This window comes from Oceanobacillus sojae, assembly GCF_900162665.1.
Lineage (GTDB): Bacteria > Bacillota > Bacilli > Bacillales > Amphibacillaceae > Oceanobacillus > Oceanobacillus sojae_A.
On record NZ_LT727813.1, the window covers coordinates 345,789 to 370,601 of the forward strand.

Below are 24,813 nucleotides of genomic sequence, written 5' to 3' on the forward strand. Positions count from 1 at the left end.
TTTTAGGAGCACTAGGTGTAATTTTGATAGTTATTTTATCCGTTTCAGGTTTATTACGTTATTTTAAGTCTTGATTTTCATTTAAACGAAAAATAAGTCAAATTAAAAACCTGGTCAGATCTTAGGATAGATATCTGACCAGGTTTTTTACTTTATTTTTTCTTAGCTGCTTTTTCACGTTCATTTTTATTTAAGATTTTTTTGCGAAGACGAATAGATTCCGGTGTAACTTCACAATACTCATCATCACTTAAATATTGTAATGCTTCTTCCAGAGACATGTCTTTTGTCTTACGGATTGTTGCTGTCTGGTCTTTCGTTGCTGAACGAACGTTGGTTAAGTGCTTTTCTTTTGTGATATTAACGGTTAAGTCATTTTCACGATTATGCTCTCCAACAATCATTCCGGCATAAACCTCTGTACCAGGAGTGATAAAGATAACTCCGCGGTCTTCTAAGTTCATAATTCCATAAGTAGAAGCTCTTCCATTTTCAAGTGCTACAAGTACGCCCTCACGACGTCCGCCGACCTGTCCTTTAATAACAGGCTCAAATGCTTCAAACGTATGGTTAATGATTCCATAGCCGCGTGTTTGTGACATAAATTCTGTTGTATATCCTAAAAGTCCGCGAGACGGCACTTTGAATTCGATACGAACTTGTCCATTACCCTGGTTGACCATATCAAGCATTTCGCCTTTACGCTCTCCCAGAGACTCCATAACAGATCCAGTATACTCTTCCGGAACATCCACTTGAACACGTTCCATCGGTTCGCATTTAACACCATCAATTTCTTTAATAATTACTTCCGGTTTAGACAATTGAAGTTCATAGCCTTCACGACGCATGTTTTCAATAAGAATGGATAGATGCAGTTCCCCGCGTCCTGATACCGTCCACGCATCTGGCGAACTTGTAGGTTCAACACGTAAGCTTACATCCGTTTCCAACTGTTTTAACAAACGTTCTTCGATTCTGCGGGAAGTAATATATTTCCCTTCTTTTCCTGCAAATGGGCTGTTATTCACTACAAATGTCATTTGCAGAGTCGGCTCGTCAATACGCAGCCAAGGAAGCGGATCCGGATGCTCAACCGGACATACTGTTTCACCGACATTTAAATCTTCCATACCGGAAAGGGCAACAATATCTCCTGCTACCGCTTCTTGAATTTCAATCCGTTTTAACCCGATAAAACCAAATAGCTTGGAAACACGGAAGGATTTCTGTGATCCGTCTTCTTTTAAAACAACAACCTGCTGTCCAACTTTAATGGTTCCACGGACAACCCGGCCAACGCCGATACGTCCAACATAATCATTATAATCAAGTAAAGTTACTTGAAATTGTAATGGTTCATCTCTTGTGTCAACTGGCGCCGGGATATGATCCATAATCGTTTTAAACACTGGATCCATCGTTTCCTGCTGATCGTCAGGCTCTAAACCGGATGTTCCATTTAATGCAGAAGCATAAACAACCGGAAATTCTAATTGGTTATCATCTGCCCCTAATTCAATAAATAAATCTAATACTTCGTCAATCACCTCTGCCGGTCTGGCATTGGGGCGGTCTACTTTATTTAATACCACAATTGGTGTCAATTTTTGTTCTAAAGCTTTTTTCAATACGAAACGTGTCTGCGGCATAGTTCCTTCATAAGCATCAACGACCAGGGCAACACCGTCAACCATTTTCATAATACGCTCAACCTCACCGCCAAAGTCAGCGTGACCCGGTGTATCAAGGATATTAATTGTCGAATCTCCATATTTTACAGCTGTATTTTTAGCCAGGATTGTAATCCCGCGCTCACGTTCTATATCTCCAGAGTCCATTGCACGCTCATCTACGTGCTCATTTTCCCGAAAAGTCCCAGAATATTTTAATAGCTGATCCACTAATGTTGTTTTCCCGTGGTCAACGTGTGCAATAATTGCGATATTACGAATATCATTTCTTAATTGCATAAATAGTACGCTCCTCTAACATATCGAATGTAAAACCAATTTATTATATCATATTTTGAAGAATAATGTAAAACTTTTTTTATTTTAGTATGTGTCCGTTTTATATTAATTATTATGGCAGTATTGTCCGATGTTATCATTCAAAGAATAAAAGATGGTTTCAATGTGGAAAGATATACTGATCCAGGAGCTGCTGCAGCAATTTTCTCTTTTATCATGTTTCTTTCCAGTAAATACGCAGAAAAAGTCAATGCTTGAATTTTTATAGAAAAGACTTCTTTCCCGCCTGGTTAGGCATAGAAAGAAGTCTTTTCTTAATTCTCTACGGCTTTAATTTTTTATTCCCTTTAGGTTTATTGGGTACAGGGAGGCACATTGTAAATTTTGCTCCGCCCAATTTTTTGGATTTTCCGGCGTATATTTTACCATTTGACTGTTCAATAATTGCCCGGGCAATAGCAAGTCCCAGCCCAGTTTCTCCGCCTTTTCCTTTGATAAATCGATGGAATATCTTATCCATATCTTCATCGGAAACTCCTTTTCCATCGTCTTCAATATCAAAGAAAATGTAATTCTTTTTCTTATACACATGGATAGATACCTCTTCATGAGCATATCTAATAGCATTAAATACCACATTTGAAACAGCTCGCAGCAATTTTTCTTCATCTGCATAAACTGTAATCGAACCGTCCACCTTCTGCTGAAGCTTCAGCTTATTTTCATTGACAATCGGCAATGCTTTACTCAAAATCCCATCAACGAAAGCCTGCACGTCAATCTCTGTTTCTTCATACACATCAGGCTGGGAATCTAATTTAGCAAGCAGAATCATCTCATTAATAATTTTCTTCAGCCGGCTGACCTCTGTTACCATCACATCTAACCCTTTTTCTGTGTCCTCTTCATCAAATATACCGTCACGAATTCCTTCTGCATAGCCTTGAATCGTCATAAGGGGTGTTTTCAGCTCATGGCTCGCATTCTGGAAGAAGGTTTGCTGTGATTTCATATATTGCTCCAGTGTCTGTGCCATATCGTAGACAGTCTGCTCTACTTCTTTTATCTCCCCGCTTGCCCGGATCCGTTTCATTTGATCAAATTGGCGATTTTCCACCTTTTTCAGCTCTTTCTTCAGCAGGGACAATGGCGTAACCAGTTTATTCGTCATAAAATAGCTTAAAATAACAGCAGCCAATGCGCCGATTAAAAATACCCATGCCAGCCGGAAGAAAAAGTTTTGCTGTACAGCTCTTAAATCATTAATCGGTGTTAATAAGATTAATTCCAACCCCGACTGCTCCGGGGAAAATATAATTCTTTGTGTTACGAAACGGTCATTTCCATGCTGCCACAGTGTTTCTTCATTATCTTCAAAGTTATTTTCATCAAAAAATTCATTTACTACGGAAATGGACATAGTAGAGAATAAAACCGTATCTAAATTCCGGTCATACAGGAACAGCTGTAAATCCTGGTCCTGTAAAAAGTCATTGATATTCCGGTACTCACTTGCATCATCGTATTCTGAAAGAAAATTAATCAATAATTCTCCAGTCTCAGCAAGCTGGCGCTGTTCATCTTGAATTAATACATCCAAAACGAGTGAATAAATAACTAAGCCTGCAGCTGTCATGATTACAAGGAGCAATGCTGTAAAAGCAGCATTTAATTGTGATTGTAATTTCATTGCTATGCTTCCTCATCTTTTCTCAGACGATAGCCAAATCCCCATACTGTTTCAAGAGGAATATTCTCCATCTTTTTGCGGATTCGTTTCATTAGATCATCCACAGCACGGTCGCTGCCAAAATAATCATCGCCCCATACCTTAACCAGTAATTCCTCACGGGAAAAAGCACGGTTGGGGTTCTCTGCTAAAAGCAGCAGCATATCATATTCTTTTGCAGTTGTTTCATACTCTATTCCTTCAAAAAATACCCTGCGCTCATTCTTATAGACAAGGAGCTGGTCCACCTTGACACGATCATCGGCTTCCTTATCCATGATAGACTTTGGCTGAACCCGTTTGAACAGCCTTTTCATACGGGCAATTAATTCTCTGGGGCTGAATGGCTTTGTTAAATAATCATCGCCTCCGAGCTCTAATCCCAGAATTTTATCAATTTCCTCATCTTTGGCTGAAATAATAATGATCGGAACGTCGCTTTCATTCCTGATCTTTTTGCAAAATTCATAACCGTCCATCCCCGGAAGCATAATATCTAATACCCACATATCGGGAGGATTGTTTTCCCATAATGTCCAGCCGTCTTCTGCGTTATCTAACACGGTTACCTGGTATCCTTCTTTTTTCAAATAAGCAACGACAATATCTTGTATGTTTTTATCATCTTCTATCAAACCGATATGGTATGACATATGTTCTTCACCTCTTCAAATACAATATAAACTGGAAGTTCTTTTCCTGCAAATAAGGCTTGCATACTGAATATAGTTATAGTTTAGAAAGAGCTATGGAATATTTCTGTCAGCCTGTATACATCTTTCCAAGTATACATTTTATAGAATTTCATTTTACACTATCTATTTTTACATGAATATACATCCAATGACAAATCAAGTTCAAGATTACACAGTTTTTACACAATTATACCAAAGGATTTCCCACGGTACGCACTATAATAAAGATAAATCAAATAACTTGGAGGTGCTTTACAATGAGTAATAACGATTATCAAAATGAAAAAAATGAACATGTACCGGGTGAGATGGAAAATAAAGATACTTATCCTGACGATGAAGCATCGACAATTGAAGAAAATAGATCAGAGCAAGATTCGACAAATGAACAGCAAACAACATATACTGCTTCATCAGAAACAAAACCGGAAAGACCCAAAAAGTCTAAAGGCTGGGTCCGCGGTTTTTTTAGCGGAGCGCTTGGAGGAATTGTTTCTGCCGTACTCGTTATCATGCTCCTGGGAAATCAATTATTGTCAGCTTCCAGTGATGCGGTGAATCCGGCTGGAGAACAAAGCGCAACATCCGGCGAGCCGTCGGAGTCCGTCATCCCTACCCTGGCCTCAGATGATGCTGATGTGTCTGCTGATGTCTCTGAGGTATCCAAAGCGGTGGTCGGAGTCATCAATATGCAGCAGCAAAACCTTTGGGAAGACAGCCAGGAAGCTGGAACCGGATCAGGAATCATTTATAAAAAAGAAGACGGAAAGGCTTATGTTATCACGAATAACCACGTTGTAGAAGGTGCTGAGCAAGTCCAAGTGGCTCTGGATGAAGAACATCAGGTAGATGCAACAGTACTTGGAAAAGATGCTTTAACAGACTTGGCAGTACTTGAAATTGATGGTGAATACGTCGACACAGTAGCTAATTTAGGATCCAGTGAAGATACGCAAGTTGGGGAAACAGTACTTGCTATTGGGAACCCTCTTGGAATGGACTTTAATAACAGTGTAACAAAAGGTATTATCAGTGGATTAAACCGTTCTGTAGAAGTAGATACAAATGGGGACGGGGCTGCTGACTGGGTAACGGAGGTTCTGCAGACAGACGCAGCAATTAACCCTGGTAACAGTGGCGGAGCATTAGTAAATTCAAACGGGGATGTTATTGGAATTAACTCTATGAAAATTTCTCAAAGTCAAGTAGAAGGTATTGGTTTTGCTATCCCAATTAACGAAGCTCTCCCAATCATTGAAAAACTGGAAACAGACGGTGAGGTATCCCGTCCATTAATCGGTATTTCTACTGCGCCATTAAGTCAAGTACCGGCAGAATATCAACAGAAAATTCAGCTTCCTGAGGATGTAGATGGCGGCATGGTAATTGCAAATGTACAGCCAAATTCTCCAGCAGATAATGCTAATCTGCAGCAATTTGATGTCATTACCAAAATCAATGGAAATCCTGTCACATCTATTATCGATCTCCGGAAAGAGCTTTATGCTCAAGGTCAGGCTGGGGAGCACGTAGAAATCGAATTTATACGTGACGGTGAAGTACATTCCATTACATTAAAAATGGATGAGCTTCAAACAAATGAATCTTAATCAAAAATAAGAAGTGCAACTGGTATTTACAGAAATATTAGAAGCGGCATGCAGGAGCATATCACAACTCTGCATGCCGCTTCTTTTTATGTATGATTTTTTTCAGAATAATATTGATTTCTGCGCATAGGATACGTTGAATTGGTAATTATATCGGAAAAACCAAGAAAGTCACTTTGTCTTTAAAACGGTGGTGTTCTTGCCAAGGAGATGTGTTTTTTTCCTTCTTTCAAAGAAAAGAAACTAATTCTAGCGGAAGAAATACACGGAGACTCCTGTGGGAAAGCGCAAAACGGAAAAGGAAGTTCGGTTAAGTTCGCGACGTCCTGTCGCAACACCGAACTGACATACATCCTGTATGCCTCCTCGAAAAAAAGTGCTCTTCTTTTTTTCGAGGAGATGAGCTCGGGGCCCACGGAAAGCGTAGTGTATTTCTGGAGCGGCTATTCTTAAGCATTTTTATATTCTTTCTTATTCTTCAAACAAGTCTATTTGAACATCCTCTTTAATAAGAAAATCAATCCAATAACCCCTACCTTTCCTCCTAAAAATCCTATATAATTAACAATCAAAGCAGGATTTATCTTATCTTGTCGAATTATTTTGAAAGGAAGTGATTTTTTGATTTGTCCATCATGTAATCAAGAAACGGAGGAAGGAAAGTTTTGTACGAAATGCGGGCAGCCTTTACAGCAGGAAAGCACATCTAATCAAGCTGATGAGCCTGTAGAAGCTGTTAAATCAACGAATGAGCCTGCTTACACAGAACAGATAAATGAATCTGTAAATGCACAGTTCAGTCAAGAACAGGCAGCACCAACTGCAGAAACAGCAGGTCAAACTGCCCAACAACAGCAGCCGGCAACAACTCCTTACACCATGGGTGATTTAGGTGAAGCGGTTAAAAATGCCTCAGGCGGATTTGGCCGGTTCGCGCTTAATCAGCTGAAATCCCCCGGGAAAGCAAGAAGCCTTACAGAACAAAGCTGGGTTTCCGGAGCAATAACAATTGTATTAACAGCACTTTTATATACGATCATATTGTACATTACACTTAATGAAATTTCTTCCTCATCACCACCATTTGTGGAATCTTTTTTAGTGCCTTTTCTTAAATTCTTACTATTCTTTGTTATCTCTGTCGCCGTAATTTTCGGCACAGGAAAACTTATGGGCAGCCAGGACAATTTCTTTAGTACAACTGCAAAAACCGGCGGTTATCTTCTTCCTTATACAGTGCTTTTTCTTGCAGTGTATTTGTTAGCAGGCATTGGGCTGGATTTCATGATTTATGTCATGTTTTTGGCTATTCTTGCACCAATTTTAATTATACCGACTTATGTATTAATGGAATCCCTCCCAAGAGAAATTGATAAGGTATACGCACTTATGGTTGTTTACTTAATACAGCTGATCTCCGGTTACTATTTGTTCCTGAGGACGTTTTTTGTTACTATATTTGAAAGTATGATGGGTTCCTTCCCTTTTTTCTAAATTGCCTTTATTAGTGAAAGCAGTCATTTATTTTTTTCATTTGTGAACAAAAACTGCTCCTCTACATATAAGTTGAGGAAGCAGTTTTTTTTGTGCACCTTCTAATCCAGCTGGTTTTCGGGCACTTTTCAGTTTATTCTTCATCGTCAATTCTCTGTTCATATGCCTCATGATTAGGCATCACACCTGTATACTTTCCTTCTATGTCTGCTGCCAGAAAGTCTTCTGGGTCAATTTCTTTTTCTTCTTCATCTCCAAATTCATTGAAATTCCCTGCATACTCTATAGAAGAACTGGATGTTCCATATTGTCTGACGTCTTCCCAGCTATTTTCTCCACCATCATCTCTGCCTTTAAATACTTCTTTGGGCGGTGTATCCCCATGATAAGCTGGCTTCTCTGCATGCTCCACACAACAATCAGCAGTCGGCAAGGCTTCTAAGCGCTCCGGGTCAATATTTCCTCCACACACCTTACAGATACCATATGTCCCTTCCTCCATTGCATGAAGAGAATTGTTTATCTCTTCCAGTTCTGATTCCGCAAGTCTTCGTAAAGCACTGTCCCTCTCTTTGTCAAAAAGCTCTGTTCCAGTATCAGCGGGATGATTATCGTAATTAGATAATTCTCCTGATACTTCTTGACTGAATTCATATATTGCCTCTGTCTCCTGGTTTATTTTTTCGATTAATTCCTCCTGCCTGGCAAGAATACGTTTTTTCAGCTGATTTATATTGATCTTCATTGTTCTCCTCCCCCTATATATATTCATAAGCAACTGCTGTTTTAATGTGAAATCATTTTATACTATATGTATCCTGCATGATTCAATGCAAGGCAATCGTTGCCAAGTTAAATAAGAATAATTTTATGTAAAGTTCTAAAATCCAATTAACTGAAAATAGTTGCGTTTCGCAAATTTTCGTGACAAACTCAAGGTAAAGCATCTATACAAAGGAGATGGATATAATGATAACTGCAGAAACAGCAACAATTGGCTTTATTGGTTTAGGTGTTATGGGGAAAAGCATGGTAAAAAATTTAATGGATGCCGGCTATCGCCTGCATGTTTACACAAGAACAAAATCGAAAGCGGAAGAGCTGTTAGAAATCGGTGCAAATTGGCACGAGGATCCGGCCAGCTTAGCAAAGGCAAGCGATGTCATTATTACGATGGTCGGTTATCCTGCAGATGTAGAAAAAGTCTATTTTGGAGATAACGGCATTTTAAAAAATGCGAAAAAAAATACTTATGTTATTGATATGACAACCTCCAAGCCCAGCTTAGCAATTGAAATTTATAAAGCAGCAAAAAAAGAGGGGCTGGCAGCTTTAGATGCCCCTGTCTCCGGTGGAGATATCGGGGCAAAAAATGGTACATTGGCAATCATGGCCGGCGGAGATAAAAAAGCTTTTGATGAAATTGCTCCAATATTTCGCGTTTTAGGTGAAAGAATTCATTTACTTGGACCTGCCGGGGCAGGACAGCATACGAAAATGGCAAATCAAATTGCTATCGCAACCAATATGATCGGAGTTTGTGAATCAATTATATATGCAAAAAAGGCCGGATTAAATACAGAAGAAGTACTCGCAACCATTTCTACCGGAGCTGCTGCCAGCTTTTCTTTATCCAATTTAGGTAAAAGAATGCTTGAACGGGATTATGAGCCCGGATTTTATGTGAAGCATTTTATTAAGGACATGGAAATCGCTTTAGAATCTGCCCATACTATGGGGATGCCGGCGCCCGGGCTGGAATTATCATTAAAGCTCTATAAAGAATTAGCTGACATGGGTGAAGCTGACAGCGGAACACAGGCCCTGATTAAATTACTTGCGCATGAAGCAGAGCTGACATTATAAGAAAGCTCATTTTCAACATTAAAAAACCTCGAATGTCTCTAGAAAACATTCGAGGTTTTTTAACAGGTTAACCCTGGCTTTTTATATTACTCATATTTGAATTAAATACGAACAACGTTTGCCGCTTGTGGGCCACGGTTGCCTTCAACGATTTCGAATTCAACATCTTGACCTTCTTCAAGAGTTTTGAATCCTTCAGCTTGAATTGCAGAGAAGTGTACGAATACGTCGTCTCCGTCTTCACGCTCGATGAAACCAAAACCTTTTTCTGCATTAAACCATTTTACTTTACCAGTCATTATCATGACCTCCTTATACAAGATATGCAAAGTCATTGAAACCTAAATACTTTTACACCGTCTTGGAAAAGAGATCGTAAAGTATTCTTGTAACTCCAATTACCTTTTGCAAGTATTATTTTAACCCCTTTCATAAAAAAATGCAAGTGAATATCAGTGAGTATTATTAAACAAAATTCGACGTTTTTCAATGGAAGAAGCGTTTTCATAAAACTGCAGCTACGGCTTCAATAAAATCCATATTCTCTTATAATTACCAAAAATAACAAACATATATTTTTTTCTGTTAAAAATGGGAGAAAATACTGATAGAGCGTGTTCAAAAAGTGCTATAAGTGCATTCTTGCTCGTATGATGTGCTGAAATACGAAGTTGATCCATTCGTGTGAATGGTAATTCACACGCCTTTCAGCAGAGCTGAAAGGTAGCAGTATAGTGAATCAAGAGCGCATCTAGATGAAAGAATAGTCATTTAGGCACTTTTTGAACACGCTCTAATATAAAAGGAAATTTATTCAACGGCAATCTTTCATCCAGTTCCATTACACTAAATTAAACTCCCCTTATATATTATATAAAGGGAGTTCGGATAAGTGACTTGCTTCTTTTTTTATTTTTACTGCAGCAGTTTTTATAAAATATCCAGACTTACTACAATCGCCAGCAGCAATTGAATTAACAGCTGAATATTAATTGCAATATCAACATCTGTTGTTGTTATATTAACATTTTTCGATTTTTCAACAATGGTTTTTTGACGGTTGCTTTGTTTCGTTTTCATCACTTGTTCTAAATCCTGGAAAACAGCCTTTGCCTTATCTGAATCACCTAATGAAATACTGAGGACTAGAGCAATAGCCACTTCAATACCTACCTGTAAGCTGATGGCTGCTTGTGTATCAGTTGTTGTTACAGTAACTCCCTCGGAGTCTTTAATAATTATCCATTCCTCGGAGGACTGCTTCGTTACGTTCTTTTGTTTTGCATCCTGCTCTACATCTGCTTGATTGTTACGGTCGTCATCACAGTAGTCTAAAGCTCTCCACTCTTTTTTGTGCATCATTTTATTTTACACTCCTTTCTATACCATATTGGGATTACAGAATATCAATCATGATTACCAGAGCAATGAGTATTTGTAAAAGCAGCTGAATATTTACCGAAATATCAGTGTCCGTTGTTGTAACAGTTGCATCTTTTGTATTATAGATAAATATTTTTTGTTTATTTACTTGACTGGAACTGATTGTTTGCATTAATTCTTGTTCGACTGCTTCTTCATCTGCAGAATCAGCAATAGATAAACGAATAACAATGGAAATAGCTAATTGTAAAGCGGCTTGCAGAGAGGCACTGATCTGAGTGTCTGTTGAGTTCACTGTGATATTGCATGATTCTTTTACCCAGATAACCTCTGCAGATTCCTGCTCCATATACGAATATTCATCGCCATCCTGAACAACACTTGCCTCACCAAAATTCGGGCTAAAGGAATTTTCAAAATAAGCTGGTGCAGATTGGTAATTATTTGTATCGCAGTCTGTTTCTTTAGGTTGACACGCATAATCGTCTCCATATAAATCTTCATGGAAACGATTTGTTCCTTCTGTTTTACTTCTGTAGACAGACATCAATTAACACTCCTTTCTAAAAGTACTAAAATAATTTATGGTATTGATAACTATACTTCCTGTACACCTGCACAAAGAACACGGAAAATAACAAAATCACCTAGTCCAAATTTAGGGAATATGCAATAAAAGAAGCCTTATAAAGAGAAAATTTCTTTTCATCTTTAATCTAATACAAACAGGAATAGCATCATGGCGTTTTTACTGCCACATAAAAATGTGAAGAAATAATTGATTTTCTCCACATTTTCAAAATCACTATTCTTCCGTTTTAGATTCGTTCCTTTTTTGCTGAAACTCCTCCACTTGCTGTTTTAGATCTGCAACCATTTCCTTCAGCATTTCGCGCTGCTTTTCAGAAAGATTATTTTTGACCTCTTCCGGTTTGATACCATTTTTACGAAAAACACTGTCTACCATTACCTCAACCAATTTATCCGGCATATTTACTTTTTTTGATGATTCACTCATTGTTTTATCCTCCTTCCATCATAGATACTTCATTTTATGGAGAGCAGGACCAGATTGATTATGCTCAAGTCCAAGGGCTTCTAAATAATGGTGGAGACATTTCATTGTTATAGACTGGAATCAAGCAGAAAAACATGCTAAAATAAAAAATTGCAAGACGAAAAATGAATAAACGAAACCAGACTCATTTGTATCTTGCAAATATAAATGAACAGGTGGTAAACCAAATGGAAACAAAACAAGATTATCAGGTTTTACTTTATTACAATTATGTACACATTGAGGACCCGGAAGCATATGCTGCGGAGCATCTTAAGTATTGTAAGGAGCTTGGACTGAAGGGGCGTATTCTGGTCGCTGAGGAAGGTATTAACGGAACAGTTTCAGGCACTATTGATCAGACAAATACCTACATGGAGCATATGCACGCAGATCCCCGCTTTGAAGATATGGTATTCAAGGTGGACGCTCATGATAAACATGCTTTCAAAAAAATGCATGTACGCCCAAGAAATGAATTAGTTACGCTTCGTTTAGAGGATGATATTAACCCGCTGGAAACAACCGGTAATTACTTAGAGCCGAAAGAATTCTATGAAGCATTAAAGGACGAAAATACTGTCGTATTGGATGCCCGCAATGATTATGAATTTGATTTAGGCCATTTCCGGGGAGCAATCCGTCCGGATATTCAGACCTTCCGTGAATTGCCGGATTGGGTACAGGAAAATAAAGAAATGCTCGAAGATAAAAAAATTGTAACTTATTGCACAGGAGGCATTCGCTGTGAGAAATTCAGCGGCTGGCTCAAGGATGAAGGCTTTGAAGATGTAAGTCAATTACATGGCGGTATCGTTACCTATGGAAAAGATCCTGAAGTTCAAGGCGAATTATGGGACGGCCAGTTATATGTATTTGATGAGCGTATCAGCGTTCCTGTTAACCAAAAAGAGCATGTTATTGTCGGAAAGGATTACTTTGACGGAGAGCCTTGTGAAAGATATATAAACTGTGCAAATCCAGAATGTAATAATCAAATTCTTGCTTCTGAAGAGAATGAACATAAATATTTACGCGGATGCACACATGAATGCCGCATCAGCCCGCGTAACCTTTATGTGAAAGAACATAATTTATCTGCAGAAGAAGTTAAAGAGCGTTTAGCGGCTATTGGCGAAACACTTCCGGAAACAACAACGGTTTAAATAAATATATATACGAAAACAGGCTGGAGACTTGAATTTCCAGCCTGTTTTATATTTTATTTCTGATAGATAACCATCCATTCATTTCCGACTATTTCCATTTTTGTACCAATATAGCCGGCTTCGATAAGTTTTATTTGGCCATCAATATCCTTCATATCAATTTCTCTTTGGTCTTTAACACTGACATTGCTTTTTTGTAGGTCTTTACAAAAAATATAACGCAGCTTCTTGCCATACTTTTCCTTCACTTTATAAATCCGCATTCCCAGAGCAAATTTATCCTTCATACTCGGAATATTTCCCGGGGCTACTGTAGCTAAAACATAGCGGTAGGCAGTTGCATCCAGCTGCTCCATAATAATTTTCCCCATTGTTGTTTGCAAATGATTCCCCCGAAAATCAGGATGTACATTAGAAATCTCCGAATAGATAATTTGCGCATAATCTTCTTCTGTCAGACCGATATCTCTTCCTAATCCTTCTTCATCAGCAGCCGGATTTAGAAAAGCTCGAAACGCGATCAGCTTCTTCTGATGGAAAATGCCGACCATCAGCGGATCTCCCTCTAATATGGTAAGGAACTCATCCTCGTCTAAAGGCTCGAGTCTATCTTTATCCTCCAGAGCTTCATAAACTGTCGTTTGCAGCTCTAAAATTTCGGGTAAATCGGTAGTAGTAAGGTAGCGTAAATAAGTATTCTTATCTTCCCCGTTTAAAGGGATATATTTTATCATTTCTGTCACAGGTAAACGTCCTTTCTTGCTATAATACAATTAAATCAGATGGAGCTATTCTTTTAGAGGGTGTTCAAAAAGTCCGATGATCAGGACTTTTTGAACACACACTTTTAGATGCATTTACATCTTATCATTTTTTTGAGGAGGAGTAATATGACAAGTATATACGATTTTTCAGCAAAAACAATTGAGGGTGAAGTGAAGCCACTGTCAGATTATAAGGGGGATGTGCTGCTCATCGTAAACACAGCCAGTAAATGCGGCTTTACTCCTCAATTTGACGGACTGCAGAAATTATATGACCAATATAAAGGGCAAAGCTTTGAAGTGCTTGGTTTTCCATGCAACCAGTTTGGTCATCAGGATCCTGGAGCGGATGAAGAGATTAATGAATTCTGTCAAAAAAAATACGGGGTTTCCTTTCAAATGTTTTCTAAAGTAAATGTAAAAGGAAAAAATGCACACCCTCTTTTTGCTTTTTTAACAAGCGAGCAAAAGGGGATACTTGGTGAACAAATTAAATGGAATTTTACGAAGTTTCTTATTGATAAGGATGGACAAGTTGTAAAACGGTTTGGTCCGCAAAAGAATCCGGATATAATAGAGAAGGATGTAGAAGCACTTCTAAAGGGATAAGCAATAAAAGCGCAGAGGATATATTAAGAACATGACTTAGTTTAAATCATGTCCAACCTATCCCTCTGCGCTTTTACCTTTAGAGTACTTTTTCCAAAAAGCTTTGTGCACGTTCGGTGCTTGGATTAGTGAAGAATGCATTTGGCTCCGTTTCCTCCAGCAATACACCATCATCTAAAAAGAGTACCTTATCTGCAACTTCCTTTGCAAAATTCATTTCATGCGTAACAATTACCATCGTCATGCCTGTCTCCGTCAAGCCTTTCATAACGTCGAGTACCTCTTTTACCATTTCTGGATCAAGTGCGGAAGTCGGTTCATCAAAAAGCATAATTTCCGGTTCCATTGCGAGCGCTCTGGCGATGGCAACACGCTGCTTCTGACCGCCAGACAGACGATTGGGATATGCTTTTTCTTTATCTGTCATGCCAACTCTTGCCAGCAGGTTTTTGCCAATCTGTTCTGCCTCTTTTTTTGACAGGCCTTTTACTTTTTGTGGTGCGTACATTACGTTCTCCAAAGCAGTCATATGGGGAAAAAGATGAAAATGCTGGAATACCATTCCGATATTCTTCCGTATTTCCATTTTGTTAACCCGTGGAGAAGTAATTTCCTCATCATTTATATAGATTTGTCCAGAGGTCGGTTCTTCCAATAGATTAAGACAGCGCAGAAAGGTTGACTTTCCAGATCCGGAAGGGCCGATAATTGTCACAACCTCCCCTTTTCCAACTGTTGTACTGATACCCTTTAACACTTCATTCTTACCAAATACCTTTGTTATATTATCTGCTTTAATCACTCTGTCTCATCCTCCGTTCAACATACCTTCCAGCCAAGGTCAGTATCGTAACCATCACCCAATAAATTACTCCTGCAAAAAAGAGCGGTTCGAAGTTTCTGTAAAGATCGGCTCCGGCAATCTGTGCACGGCGCATTAAATCCAGATAGCCAATGGTAGAAACTAATGCCGATTCTTTTGTTAACGTAATAAATTCATTCATGAGTGCAGGAAGTATATTTTTAAAAGCCTGCGGCAAAATAATATTCAGCATCATGGAGCGATAAGGAACACCTAACGCTTTGGCCGCTTCGGTCTGCCCTTTGTCCACTGCCATAATACCCGCACGGATAATTTCAGATACATACGCGGCTGAGTTCAAGCCGAATGCTAAGACAGCAGATAAAAATGCTGATATATCGTATCCAGTTAACTGGGGGATTGCTAAGTATATAATCATTAATTGTAAAATTAACGGTGTACCGCGAAAGATTGATGTATAGATATCTGCTATTGTCTTCAGCGGCCAAAATTCAGTTATTTTAAAAATTGCCAAAATAGTACCCAATATAAATCCTGCCAAAATGGATACACTAACAAACTTTAATGTTGCACCTATTCCTTCCAGTATAAAAGGAATATAAGGCACGATTTGGGAAAAATCCAAATTCATGCCCTATCACCTCGTTTCTTTATGCTATTTTTATTCCACAGATCCTGGTATCCATTCTTCTTTTAAGCTCTTTAACGTGCCATCTTCTTCTAGTTTTTCTAATACAGCATTAACATCATCTACTAGATCACTGTCTTTAGGAAAGGCGATTGCCATACCCTCAGTTGAAGAGTTAGGGTCATCAAATCCAAAGAATCCTTGAGAATCCATATATCCCAGAGCAACTTCTTTAGACAGATAGACAGCATCAATACGGTTTGCATTTAATTCCTGTGCTAAAATCCCGGCGTCATCTACCTTTTTCACTTCAATGTTATACTCCTCCGCCAAAGCATCTGCGCCATTTTCCTGAATAGAGCCCAGCTGTACACCAAGTGTTTTTCCATCAAGCTCATCTAGAGATTCCATCGCTTTATCTTTAGTAACAAACATTTGTCCAGTATCATTATAAACATTAGAAAAGTCTACATTCTTTTTACGGTCTTCGCTGGCGTTCATTCCTGATATAACCATGTCCACACGATTTGCCTGCAAGGAACCGATAAGACCTTCAAATTTCATATCTTCAATTTCTAATTCCATACCCAGTTCTTCCGCGATAAGCTTTCCTAATTCAATATCAAATCCTTCAAACTCCCCTTGAGGATTTCGTGATTCATATGGAGGGAAATCAGCTGATGTTCCCATTTTTAATACATCTTTATCCCCGCCGGATGCTTCTGATTCATTATCATCTGATCCACAGGCAGCTAAAAAAGCTGTAAATAGTAATGTGCTGAAAAGTAAAATGAGCTTCTTTTTCATTAGACGTTTACCTCTTCTTTGTTTTTATTAAATTCTTCCTTCATTGCCTGAACTGCTTCTTCATTTGTTAATAAATCATAGCCTGTTTTCGCTAAAGAAAGCGCTCCTTCATACAATGCCAGATGCCCATCCTCTGTAATAGTCTGATCGGCAAATTCTTCCGTATGAGCGATTAATCCTTCTTTATTCAGACCGATATACGGATGGATAGCCGGAACTACCTGGCTGACATTTCCCATATCAATTGAGCCGTAAGATTCTTTTGCTCCAAAAACAGGCAGCCGGCTCGTCTCTTTTAAATTTGCAGTAAACAAATCAGATAAAACCTGATTCGTTGTCATATCATCATAACTTAATTCATAGTTGGATATATTTAATGTTGCTCCAGTCATTAAAGCTGCTCCTTCAGCAATATGCTTTACCTTTTCCACTACTTCATTAAGATAAGGACGATTATTTGCCCGGACATAGAACTGTGCAACTGCTTTATCAGGAACCACGTTCGCAGCCTGTCCCCCATCAGGAATAACTCCATGAATACGGACATCTGATTTCACATGCTGTCTCAATGCATTAATACCGTTAAACAATTGGAGCACTCCATCTAAGGCATTAATCCCTTTTTCCGGAGCTGCTGCAGCATGTGCTGTTTTTCCATGATACTCAAATTGGATGGCATCCATAGCAAGTGATTCTCCGCTTACCTGGGATGTATCACTAGGATGTAGAATCATTGCAGCATCTATACCGTCAAACACTCCCTGCTCACTCATTGGTACTTTAGCTCCGTTTGTTTCCTCTGCCGGAGTCCCGAATACATGAACAGTGCCGCCAATTTCATCAATCACTTTACTTAATACAACTCCTGCACCGACACTCATTGTTCCAATTAAATTATGTCCGCAGCCGTGCCCTACACCTGGAAGTGCATCATATTCGGCCAAATATGCAATTTGGGGACCAGGCTTTCCGCTGGAGTAGGTTGCTTTAAAAGCTGTATCACGACCGACAATCCCTTTTTCTACTTTAAAGTGATGTGTCGTTAAATAATCTGTTAAAAGCTTCATAGATTCATATTCTTGATCCCCAAGCTCTGGGTTATCAAAAATAGTATCACTCAAATTGGTTAAATCACTGATTACTTTATCTAGTTCTTTTTTTAAATTTTCCTTCATAATTTATTCCCTCATTCAATGTATAATTATTAATTAATATGTATATTTATAACATGATTATGCATGCTTATGCAATAGGCAAAATAAAAATTATATTTTCAGATAATTTCCAGGCTTATATATTGTTATTTATAAGAAGTATATCCCTCAGCCCAGGATCGTATTTTGACTAAGAAAGGTTACTCTTACTCGCCAATAAACCAAATTTCACCTTCATAGCGGTATCCATCTTCATCTGTAATTAAGCCCTTTATATATTATCTTTAATACATAAAAACAGACTGAGCTGTAAAACCCAGTCTGCTTCTTTTTTCAATTATTAATACGCTCTTGCCCAGTAAACTAATTCTTTTGCCGGCTTTCCACAGCATACGCATGTATCAGATATACTTTCCGGTTCAAATGGAATACAGCGGGAGGTTGCTGTTGTTTCTTCTTTAATTTTTTCTTCACAAGCCAGGTCTCCACACCACATTGCTTTGACAAAGCCGCCTTTTTCAATTTCTGTTTTAAATTCATCCATATTTTTAGCTGTATGTGTCATCTCTTCACGATGCTCTAATGCACGTTTATACAGATTTGCCTGTACCTCATCCAGCAATGCAGCAAGACGCTCTTCCACATCTGCCAGAGCAACGAATTCTTTCTCACCGGTATCACGGCGGACAAGAACGACCTGCTCTTTTTCAATATCCTTTGGTCCCATTTCAACGCGGACCGGGATACCTTTCATTTCATATTCATTAAATTTCCAGCCTGGCATTTTATCACTGCCGTCAATATCGACTCGGGCAACTTTCGCTAATTTATCGCGTAAAGCATATGCTTTATCCAATACGCCTTCTTTATGCTGGGCGATTGGAACAATCATTGCCTGTGTCGGCGCAACTTTTGGAGGTACGACTAGTCCGCGGTTATCACCATGCACCATAATTAAAGCTCCCATAATCCGGGTAGACAAGCCCCATGAAGTTTGATGAACATACTGGCTTTCTCCCTTTTCATCCAGGTAGGTAATATCAAAAGCCTCTGCAAAGCCGGAACCAAAATGATGGGAAGTAGCAGATTGTAATGCTTTTCCATCATGCATCAATGCTTCGATCGTTAAGGTAAATTCAGCCCCTGCAAATTTTTCTTTATCTGTTTTCTTTCCTTTTAAAACAGGAATGGCTAAATACTCTTCAACCAGCTTGGCATAAATTCCAAGCATGCGGTTTGTTTCTTCAGTTGCTTCTTCATCTGTTGCATGTGCTGTATGCCCTTCCTGCCAATGGAATTCAGAAGAACGCAGGAACGGGCGTGTTGTTTTTTCCCAGCGGACTACATTGGACCATTGATTATAGAGCTTTGGCAGATCACGATAAGAGTGAATATTATTTGAATAATAATCACAAAACAGTACTTCAGAAGTTGGACGTACTGCGATACGTTCTGTTAATTCCTCATCTCCGCCATGCGTTACCCAGGCAACCTCAGGAGCAAATCCCTCTACATGATCTTTTTCCTTTTGCAACAGACTTTCAGGAATAAACAGCGGAAAAGCAACGTTCGTATGACCTGTTTCCTTAAACATACGATCTAATTCATCTTTAATATTTTCCCAGATTGCATAACCATAAGGTTTGATAATCATTGTTCCGCGCACTTGACCATAATCAACAAGCTCTGCCTGCTTGACAACGTCTGTATACCACTGTGCGAAATCGTCCTCCATCGCTGTAATTTTTTCTACAAATTGTTTATTTTTCTTACCCAATTGTAAGCACCTCTTTCTTATTTAACTCTTCTATTGTTTGAAACTCCATATAAACGCAAAAAACCCTCCATCCTTATGAAAGGGACCGAGGTTAAACAGGTGGTACCACCCTTGTTTATATATAAGCTGCTGTCTATTATTTTACAGACATGCCCGGCAAATATATACACTTCATTTGATAACGGCCTAAAACCGCGCCAATTTCAGAGCTGTATCTCCTTATATGGCGAACTCGGGAGGCAGGTTCCCTTGTGTGTCTACGAAAAAGTCTCAGCGCCCTTTTTCTCTCTGTATCAGACAATAACAACGTACTATTCTCCGTCAATATTTCAACTATGCTTTTAATATATAGTTCTCAATGATGAAAGTCAAGAAGCAGACGATTTTTTACAGTTAAGAAAATGGGAATAAGGTATTTTCTTCCTGATTATAACCAGACCGCTATAAAGAACCAGACAATCATAATCAGCTGCAGGACTACTTTCGCAACAGAACCTCCCAAAAACCCTAAAAAAGAACCGATGGAAGCCCTAAATGCTTCTTTCACTGTTCTTCGCTGCATCATTTCAATAGCAAGAACAGTTAAAAATGGAACATAAATAATTCCAAATGGCGGAGTAATAAAGGAGCCGATAATAACAGCTACCGCAGCGCCTCTTTCTCCTGCTTTACTGCCCCCGAATTTTTTCACAAAATAACTGTTGGCGATAATGTCCGCAACAAACAGAACAACTGTGATAACAATCATGCCTGTCCAGAACCACCAGGTCAGGGAGTCACTATTTATAAAGAAGTAATAGATTAAAAATCCTCCCCAAATAGCAATAACAGACGGGATCATCGGAAATATAATTCCCAGAAAGCTTGCGATAAATAACAGGATAATAATTATCCATAATAAAATATCCAATTCTTGCACACTCCTTAATAAAAAGCTTACTTTTTCAGTATACCCTATAATATAAGTCCAAAAAGCCTCTCCTCTAGGCACTCTTTTTAAACATACTGGATAACTTTGTCTCTTCCTTTAATATAATCCGGCGATAATTCTCCATATGCTTGTATATACACAGCAGTGTTAAAAATATCACCACCAGCGCAGGTCCATTTCCGAAGAAATAATAGGTTGTGATAAGAAAAGATACATACATAAACAGGACACCGATAACGAGATAGTCTGTTGCAAAAGTAAAAAACAATAAAATAGCAATTCCAATTAAAGCAACCCGCCAGTCAATGGCAATTAATGCACCGACCAGAGATGCGGTACCTTTCCCGCCGCTGAAATTCATCGTTATAGGATAATTATGCCCAATAATAACAAATAAAGCAGTCAAATAAATATATAAGGAAACCTCCCCAGCCGGGATCCCAGCTTCTCCCAAAATAAATAAAACGAGTAAAATGGCAAGTGTAGCCTTAAAAATATCAATCAGCGCAACCACAATACCGTATTTCCAGCCTAACAGAATCGTCGTATTCGATGCTCCGGCATTTTTGACACCTTCACTCTTAATGTCTCTCTTCTTAATTTTCCCGACGATTTGCGATCCATGAATACATCCAAAAATGTAACCTATTAAACAGCTAATGAGGTAATACATTATTTCCCCTCCATTTCTGCCCAGTTTCTCTTATTATATGTTCATAATGATGAAGAAATCAATTTGTTACACAACCATATTTATCTAGTTGTTCAACTCTTCATCAGAATCTTGTTCATGTTATCATTGCTATTATAGAGATATTATTTAAAGGAGTCAGAAATAACGGATGAAAGCTTTAAAGCATTTTACGCTTTCCTGGATCGCAATTATTCTTTTTATAGGTTTGCTGTTCTGGCTTTACCAGCAGACAAATTCTTCTTATGAGAAAGTAGATGGAGAAGAAACGATATCAGAACTTCATCCCGCTGTCCAGGAAGCTGTCGATACGTTAATTGATCGTGCTGATAATATAGATATTGAGGTTGTTATTACAGATGGCCTGCGTACGGAAGAAGAACAGGAAACACTTTATGCAAGAGGAAGAGAAAATGAAGAAGATATTGTTACCCATGCCAGAGCCGGTGAAAGCTATCATAATTATGGTCTGGCTGTGGATTATGCAATACGGAATAACAATGGAGAAATTATCTGGGATATCCATTATGACGGGAATAATAATGGAGAATCTGACTGGTTTGAAGTCGCGGAAATCGCAAAAGATTTAGACTTTGAATGGGGCGGAGATTTTAATGGCTTCACAGATTACCCGCATTTGCAGATGACATTTGGGTTGAGTATTTCTGAACTGCAGCAGGGATATCGTCCTCCTGTAGAAGAAGAATAGAATGGCAGTTATAACATTTATTCCACGTAAATATTTTTCATTGGAAAACCTCGTATTCGTTTGTCCTTTTAGCAAATCCATAGTTTTTCTTCTACTCCCCTACCGTGTAAAAAAGAAATTCAGGCAGAAGCTTTTATTGTCTGAATTTCTTTTTGTTTACCGAGATATCCAGCAGTTTTAAAAGACTTTTTTAGCTCCCTCTATTAAAACAGATGAAGCTCTTGTATTTTTTTCTTTGTTTCAACCGTTCCCAGCTCATACAATTTGCGATAAATGGCAATCAGATACTCCTCATAGTTATCCCGTTTTGCATCAACTGGCCGCTCATCAAAAGGTTTTCCTACGAATTTAACTGCATCTTTTGCATTTTTTTCTTTTTCCGCAAACAGAACTTCCATTTCTTTTACCTCTTCCGGTGTTGCATATATTTCATACTCAATACCGTTGTCAGGAAGCGAAACCTCGCTAACTTCTTTCGTATCAACTGTTACAAAGTATTTATTTCGTACCATTATTGGAAACCTCCCTTTTCTTATAAAACTTTACCCTTTTTAGCCGTGTTAAAACTTCTCTTTAACTCAACTTTCGCACCTAAAAAAATAACTTGCATATCACTGGGATGTGTGTTGATCGTCCTTCCACCTATCCCTTGACAAAGCATAAACTCTAGCTAGAAAGAAGGTAACGTGTAAGGCCACCGCTGCAGAGGCCTAACTGAGCGCAGACCAACCACGGAGACTCCTATGGGAACAGGGCGAGCTGAAGATCCACTTGAAAAGCGGTTTTCTTTTCAAGTTAGCTGAAGCCGTCCCCATGGAAAGCGGAGTGGTTGGTCGGAGCGGCGCTATACACAATCCTCCTTTCAATAAAAGATGATTTAATAAAACGCAAGCGGGATAATGAAGAACATGTTACCCGGATTGTAATAATGCTTGAAAAAATCGTTTAAAAACCGAAAAAAAAGACCATCATTTGATCTCGCTTTTCATTTCTTGAATTTAATAGATTAACATTTCCTCCATCCAATAGCTTTTATCCTTTATGCTTCTGTATTCTTTTTATTTGCCAATGTGTCTATCAGCCAGAAAAAGACACTTGGATAAATAGATAGAAATATAAAATTAGCTACTATTTCTCTATTATTAAAATCAGGAAATCTTTCACCTAAAACGAAATATGCCAATAAAGCAATTATTATCCCCGCTAATGCATGCAGAACCGCTCTTAACGTATTTCCGGCTTCTGTATTCGTAATCCCTGCTGTTATTTTATCAATCCCGGCAGAAGCTGGAATCCCTGCAAGAAAAACAATTGGGGCTATATACCAAAGAGAAAACCAAAAAGAAAATAATAAAACTTCCGAAGCAACGGTAAAAAAGCTGCATTAATTTCCTCGCCTGTAGATTCCGTTAAAATAATAAATACAAACCCCATGTTGAAAGAAGTAACACATGCTGCTAATAACTTACTTTTTGAAAAAATATTTTTTAACATAACAACGCCCTTTATCTTTTACCGAATTCCAATTAAATCAACAGGCTATTCGGCTGACCATATTGATATCTTCTTTTATTAAAAACAGATTATAACTCACTTTATTCCTCTTCATCCGCATAAATATATTGCGACGTTTCATCACTGCCGGAAGCATCTATAAATGCAGAAAAAGAAGTATACTCCTCATCCTTCCAAATCCAGATTCCCTCTTCTCCCTGTTCTTTATAGTAGATATTTTCTGTCAGAAGATTATCTCGATTTTCCTGAAAGAAATTCGCAATAAAAATACGTGAGGCACTGGCAGTAAATTTATTATCCTTAATCTCATTATCATGCACATTATACTGCAGCAGAAGCTGTCCGCCATCTAACTCTTTTGTGTCATTTTGATATAGGGTATTTTCCGAAATCAACGTATCACGGGTGCCGCCTCTATCCTCATCATATCCGCCAATTGATATCCCGGTATAATAATTATGTGAAATCAGATTGTCTGTAATTTGAATATCCTCTGCATATTTCCCTGCATGTTCTGACGTAGCTTCAATCCCAATATCGTTCTCATACAGTTCATTCTTCCCGATAAGAATATCTTTCCCGCCATCTACATAAATAGCTGCTGCACTGTACTCACCGCCATACGCCGGATTAGAAAAAGAAGATATATGGTGCACTGTATTATTTTGTACATTCCCGTTCCGGACATAATCTGCAGCAGGATTATCAGCAACACCTTCATATCCTATTAAATCAATTCCAATATTATCACTGTACCGAACCATATTTTCTTCTACTGTAAATCCATCAATATCTCCATTTAATACAATCGATTCACTGGTACCCAGCTTTAAATCCTCAACAATATTATGTACGATATTTATATCCTTCATCGGACCTGTTCCATATACAGCAATTCCATGGCCGTTTCCTTCCTCATGCCATGTCTTTATTCCTTTGACGGTATTATCCTTCACTGTAATATGGCTGCTCGAGCCGCTGATAAAAATGCCCATTACTGTTTCATCCATTAAATCTGTTGTTACGTTTTTGATTGTTAATCCTTCTATATTTATATAATTCTTATCCTCCAGAACAACAAGTGCCTGGTCTCCATCTGCAGAATCCAAGTTCTCGCCATCCAGGATAACCTCTTCCTCTTCATATGCCTGAAAAGTGACTGGCTTATGCTTTGTACCGCTACGCTGAACAATCAGCGGCTCCTCATACGTTCCTTCACGGATATATACTGTTGTGCCAGCCTCTGCTTCCGAGCCGGCTTTAGCAATTGTTTGAAAAGGGTGTTCCAGCGTCCCTTCATTCTGATCGTCTCCATCCATTGCTACATAAATGACCTGATCGGCAGGATGATGCGAGCAGAAAGCAAATAACACTCCAGCAGCACATCCTAATACTATAAATAATCCAATTTTCTTCATGATTTTCTCCT

The 24,813-nt window shown here is 38.5% G+C and carries 24 protein-coding genes and 1 other annotated feature; of the genes, 6 read left to right on the plus strand and 18 right to left on the minus strand.

Going from position 1 to position 24,813, the window contains the following annotated elements; all coding sequences use genetic code 11:
• Positions 1 to 152 precede the first annotated feature (152 nt).
• The 3 genes from typA to BN1068_RS19040 form a co-directional block, all read right to left on the minus strand.
• Positions 153 to 1,973, minus strand: coding sequence for a translational GTPase TypA (gene typA / locus BN1068_RS19030; protein WP_077604407.1), 1,821 nt, complete (start codon positions 1,971 to 1,973; stop codon positions 153 to 155).
• Positions 1,974 to 2,295: 322 nt separating this feature from the next.
• On the minus strand, positions 2,296 to 3,663 hold the full coding sequence (locus tag BN1068_RS19035; RefSeq protein WP_077604408.1) for a sensor histidine kinase: 1,368 nt from the start codon (positions 3,661 to 3,663) through the stop codon (positions 2,296 to 2,298).
• Positions 3,664 to 3,665: 2 nt separating this feature from the next.
• Positions 3,666 to 4,355: a response regulator transcription factor gene (locus BN1068_RS19040; protein WP_077604409.1), complete on the minus strand. Its 690-nt coding sequence runs from the start codon at positions 4,353 to 4,355 to the stop codon at positions 3,666 to 3,668.
• 299 nt (positions 4,356 to 4,654) lie between these two features.
• On the opposite strand from BN1068_RS19040, the gene BN1068_RS19045 reads away from it, so the two are divergent.
• Positions 4,655 to 6,007 (plus strand): S1C family serine protease, encoded by a 1,353-nt coding sequence (locus BN1068_RS19045; RefSeq protein WP_077604410.1) that lies wholly within the window; start codon positions 4,655 to 4,657, stop codon positions 6,005 to 6,007.
• Between the two features lie 621 nt (positions 6,008 to 6,628).
• Positions 6,629 to 7,501: a DUF6574 domain-containing protein gene (locus tag BN1068_RS19050; RefSeq protein ID WP_077604411.1), complete on the plus strand. Its 873-nt coding sequence runs from the start codon at positions 6,629 to 6,631 to the stop codon at positions 7,499 to 7,501.
• 133 nt (positions 7,502 to 7,634) lie between these two features.
• On the opposite strand, the gene BN1068_RS19055 is transcribed toward BN1068_RS19050, so the two are convergent.
• Positions 7,635 to 8,246 carry a TraR/DksA C4-type zinc finger protein gene (locus tag BN1068_RS19055; RefSeq protein WP_077604412.1) on the minus strand — a complete coding sequence of 204 codons (612 nt, stop codon included), beginning with the start codon at positions 8,244 to 8,246 and terminating at the stop codon, positions 7,635 to 7,637.
• 224 nt (positions 8,247 to 8,470) lie between these two features.
• Here BN1068_RS19055 and BN1068_RS19060 point away from each other — a divergent pair, with 224 nt between their 5' ends.
• Positions 8,471 to 9,367 (plus strand): NAD(P)-dependent oxidoreductase, encoded by an 897-nt coding sequence (locus BN1068_RS19060; RefSeq protein ID WP_077604413.1) that lies wholly within the window; start codon positions 8,471 to 8,473, stop codon positions 9,365 to 9,367.
• Between the two features lie 101 nt (positions 9,368 to 9,468).
• Here BN1068_RS19060 and BN1068_RS19065 read toward each other — a convergent pair whose 3' ends face one another.
• The 4 genes from BN1068_RS19065 to BN1068_RS19080 all read right to left on the minus strand — a co-directional run bounded on the left by BN1068_RS19065 (position 9,469) and on the right by BN1068_RS19080 (position 11,768).
• Positions 9,469 to 9,669, minus strand: coding sequence for a cold shock domain-containing protein (locus BN1068_RS19065; RefSeq protein WP_204799054.1), 201 nt, complete (start codon positions 9,667 to 9,669; stop codon positions 9,469 to 9,471).
• 628 nt (positions 9,670 to 10,297) lie between these two features.
• Positions 10,298 to 10,729, minus strand: a complete 432-nt coding sequence (locus BN1068_RS19070) for a spore coat protein (protein ID WP_077604415.1) — start codon at positions 10,727 to 10,729, stop codon at positions 10,298 to 10,300.
• Positions 10,730 to 10,763: 34 nt separating this feature from the next.
• Entirely contained in the window at positions 10,764 to 11,297 is a 534-nt protein-coding gene (locus tag BN1068_RS19075) for a spore coat protein (protein ID WP_077604416.1), read from the minus strand.
• A gap of 258 nt (positions 11,298 to 11,555) precedes the next feature.
• Positions 11,556 to 11,768 carry a spore coat protein gene (locus tag BN1068_RS19080; protein WP_077604417.1) on the minus strand — a complete coding sequence of 71 codons (213 nt, stop codon included), beginning with the start codon at positions 11,766 to 11,768 and terminating at the stop codon, positions 11,556 to 11,558.
• A 227-nt stretch (positions 11,769 to 11,995) separates the two neighbouring features.
• On the opposite strand from BN1068_RS19080, the gene trhO reads away from it, so the two are divergent.
• Positions 11,996 to 12,973 carry an oxygen-dependent tRNA uridine(34) hydroxylase TrhO gene (trhO, locus tag BN1068_RS19085; RefSeq protein ID WP_077604418.1) on the plus strand — a complete coding sequence of 326 codons (978 nt, stop codon included), beginning with the start codon at positions 11,996 to 11,998 and terminating at the stop codon, positions 12,971 to 12,973.
• 56 nt (positions 12,974 to 13,029) lie between these two features.
• Here the strand turns inward: trhO and BN1068_RS19090 are convergent, their stop codons facing one another.
• Positions 13,030 to 13,710: a GNAT family N-acetyltransferase gene (locus BN1068_RS19090; protein ID WP_175637232.1), complete on the minus strand. Its 681-nt coding sequence runs from the start codon at positions 13,708 to 13,710 to the stop codon at positions 13,030 to 13,032.
• 156 nt (positions 13,711 to 13,866) lie between these two features.
• Here BN1068_RS19090 and BN1068_RS19095 point away from each other — a divergent pair, with 156 nt between their 5' ends.
• Positions 13,867 to 14,349, plus strand: coding sequence for a glutathione peroxidase (locus tag BN1068_RS19095; RefSeq protein WP_077604419.1), 483 nt, complete (start codon positions 13,867 to 13,869; stop codon positions 14,347 to 14,349).
• Positions 14,350 to 14,428: 79 nt separating this feature from the next.
• On the opposite strand, the gene BN1068_RS19100 is transcribed toward BN1068_RS19095, so the two are convergent.
• From BN1068_RS19100 to BN1068_RS19130, 7 genes are all read right to left on the minus strand, one after another.
• Positions 14,429 to 15,151: an amino acid ABC transporter ATP-binding protein gene (locus BN1068_RS19100; RefSeq protein ID WP_077604420.1), complete on the minus strand. Its 723-nt coding sequence runs from the start codon at positions 15,149 to 15,151 to the stop codon at positions 14,429 to 14,431.
• The gene (locus tag BN1068_RS19105; RefSeq protein ID WP_077604421.1) at positions 15,144 to 15,803 is read right to left on the minus strand and encodes an amino acid ABC transporter permease; all 660 of its coding nucleotides are present in this window, start codon (positions 15,801 to 15,803) and stop codon (positions 15,144 to 15,146) included. Before BN1068_RS19105 ends, BN1068_RS19100 begins: the two co-directional genes overlap by 8 nt.
• Positions 15,804 to 15,833: 30 nt before the next feature.
• Positions 15,834 to 16,607: a substrate-binding periplasmic protein gene (locus tag BN1068_RS19110; RefSeq protein WP_077604422.1), complete on the minus strand. Its 774-nt coding sequence runs from the start codon at positions 16,605 to 16,607 to the stop codon at positions 15,834 to 15,836.
• Positions 16,607 to 17,782 (minus strand): M20 family metallopeptidase, encoded by a 1,176-nt coding sequence (locus BN1068_RS19115; protein ID WP_077604423.1) that lies wholly within the window; start codon positions 17,780 to 17,782, stop codon positions 16,607 to 16,609. Before BN1068_RS19115 ends, BN1068_RS19110 begins: the two co-directional genes overlap by 1 nt.
• Before the next feature lie 319 nt (positions 17,783 to 18,101).
• Positions 18,102 to 19,538, minus strand: a complete 1,437-nt coding sequence (proS, locus tag BN1068_RS19120) for a proline--tRNA ligase (RefSeq protein WP_077604424.1) — start codon at positions 19,536 to 19,538, stop codon at positions 18,102 to 18,104.
• 77 nt (positions 19,539 to 19,615) lie between these two features.
• Positions 19,616 to 19,872, minus strand: a binding site (T-box leader).
• A 93-nt stretch (positions 19,873 to 19,965) separates the two neighbouring features.
• Positions 19,966 to 20,448, minus strand: a complete 483-nt coding sequence (locus BN1068_RS19125) for a DUF456 domain-containing protein (protein WP_254846835.1) — start codon at positions 20,446 to 20,448, stop codon at positions 19,966 to 19,968.
• A gap of 73 nt (positions 20,449 to 20,521) precedes the next feature.
• Positions 20,522 to 21,142 carry a glycerol-3-phosphate acyltransferase gene (locus BN1068_RS19130; protein ID WP_077604425.1) on the minus strand — a complete coding sequence of 207 codons (621 nt, stop codon included), beginning with the start codon at positions 21,140 to 21,142 and terminating at the stop codon, positions 20,522 to 20,524.
• 169 nt (positions 21,143 to 21,311) lie between these two features.
• Between BN1068_RS19130 and BN1068_RS19135 the strand changes: the two genes are divergently transcribed.
• On the plus strand, positions 21,312 to 21,869 hold the full coding sequence (locus BN1068_RS19135; protein WP_077604426.1) for a M15 family metallopeptidase: 558 nt from the start codon (positions 21,312 to 21,314) through the stop codon (positions 21,867 to 21,869).
• Positions 21,870 to 22,072: 203 nt separating this feature from the next.
• Here the strand turns inward: BN1068_RS19135 and BN1068_RS19140 are convergent, their stop codons facing one another.
• Entirely contained in the window at positions 22,073 to 22,381 is a 309-nt protein-coding gene (locus tag BN1068_RS19140) for a hypothetical protein (protein WP_077604427.1), read from the minus strand.
• Positions 22,382 to 23,464: 1,083 nt separating this feature from the next.
• Complete coding sequence (locus tag BN1068_RS19145; RefSeq protein WP_077604428.1) at positions 23,465 to 24,802, minus strand: right-handed parallel beta-helix repeat-containing protein; 1,338 nt, start codon at positions 24,800 to 24,802, stop codon at positions 23,465 to 23,467.
• Between the last annotated feature and the right edge of the window lie 11 nt (positions 24,803 to 24,813).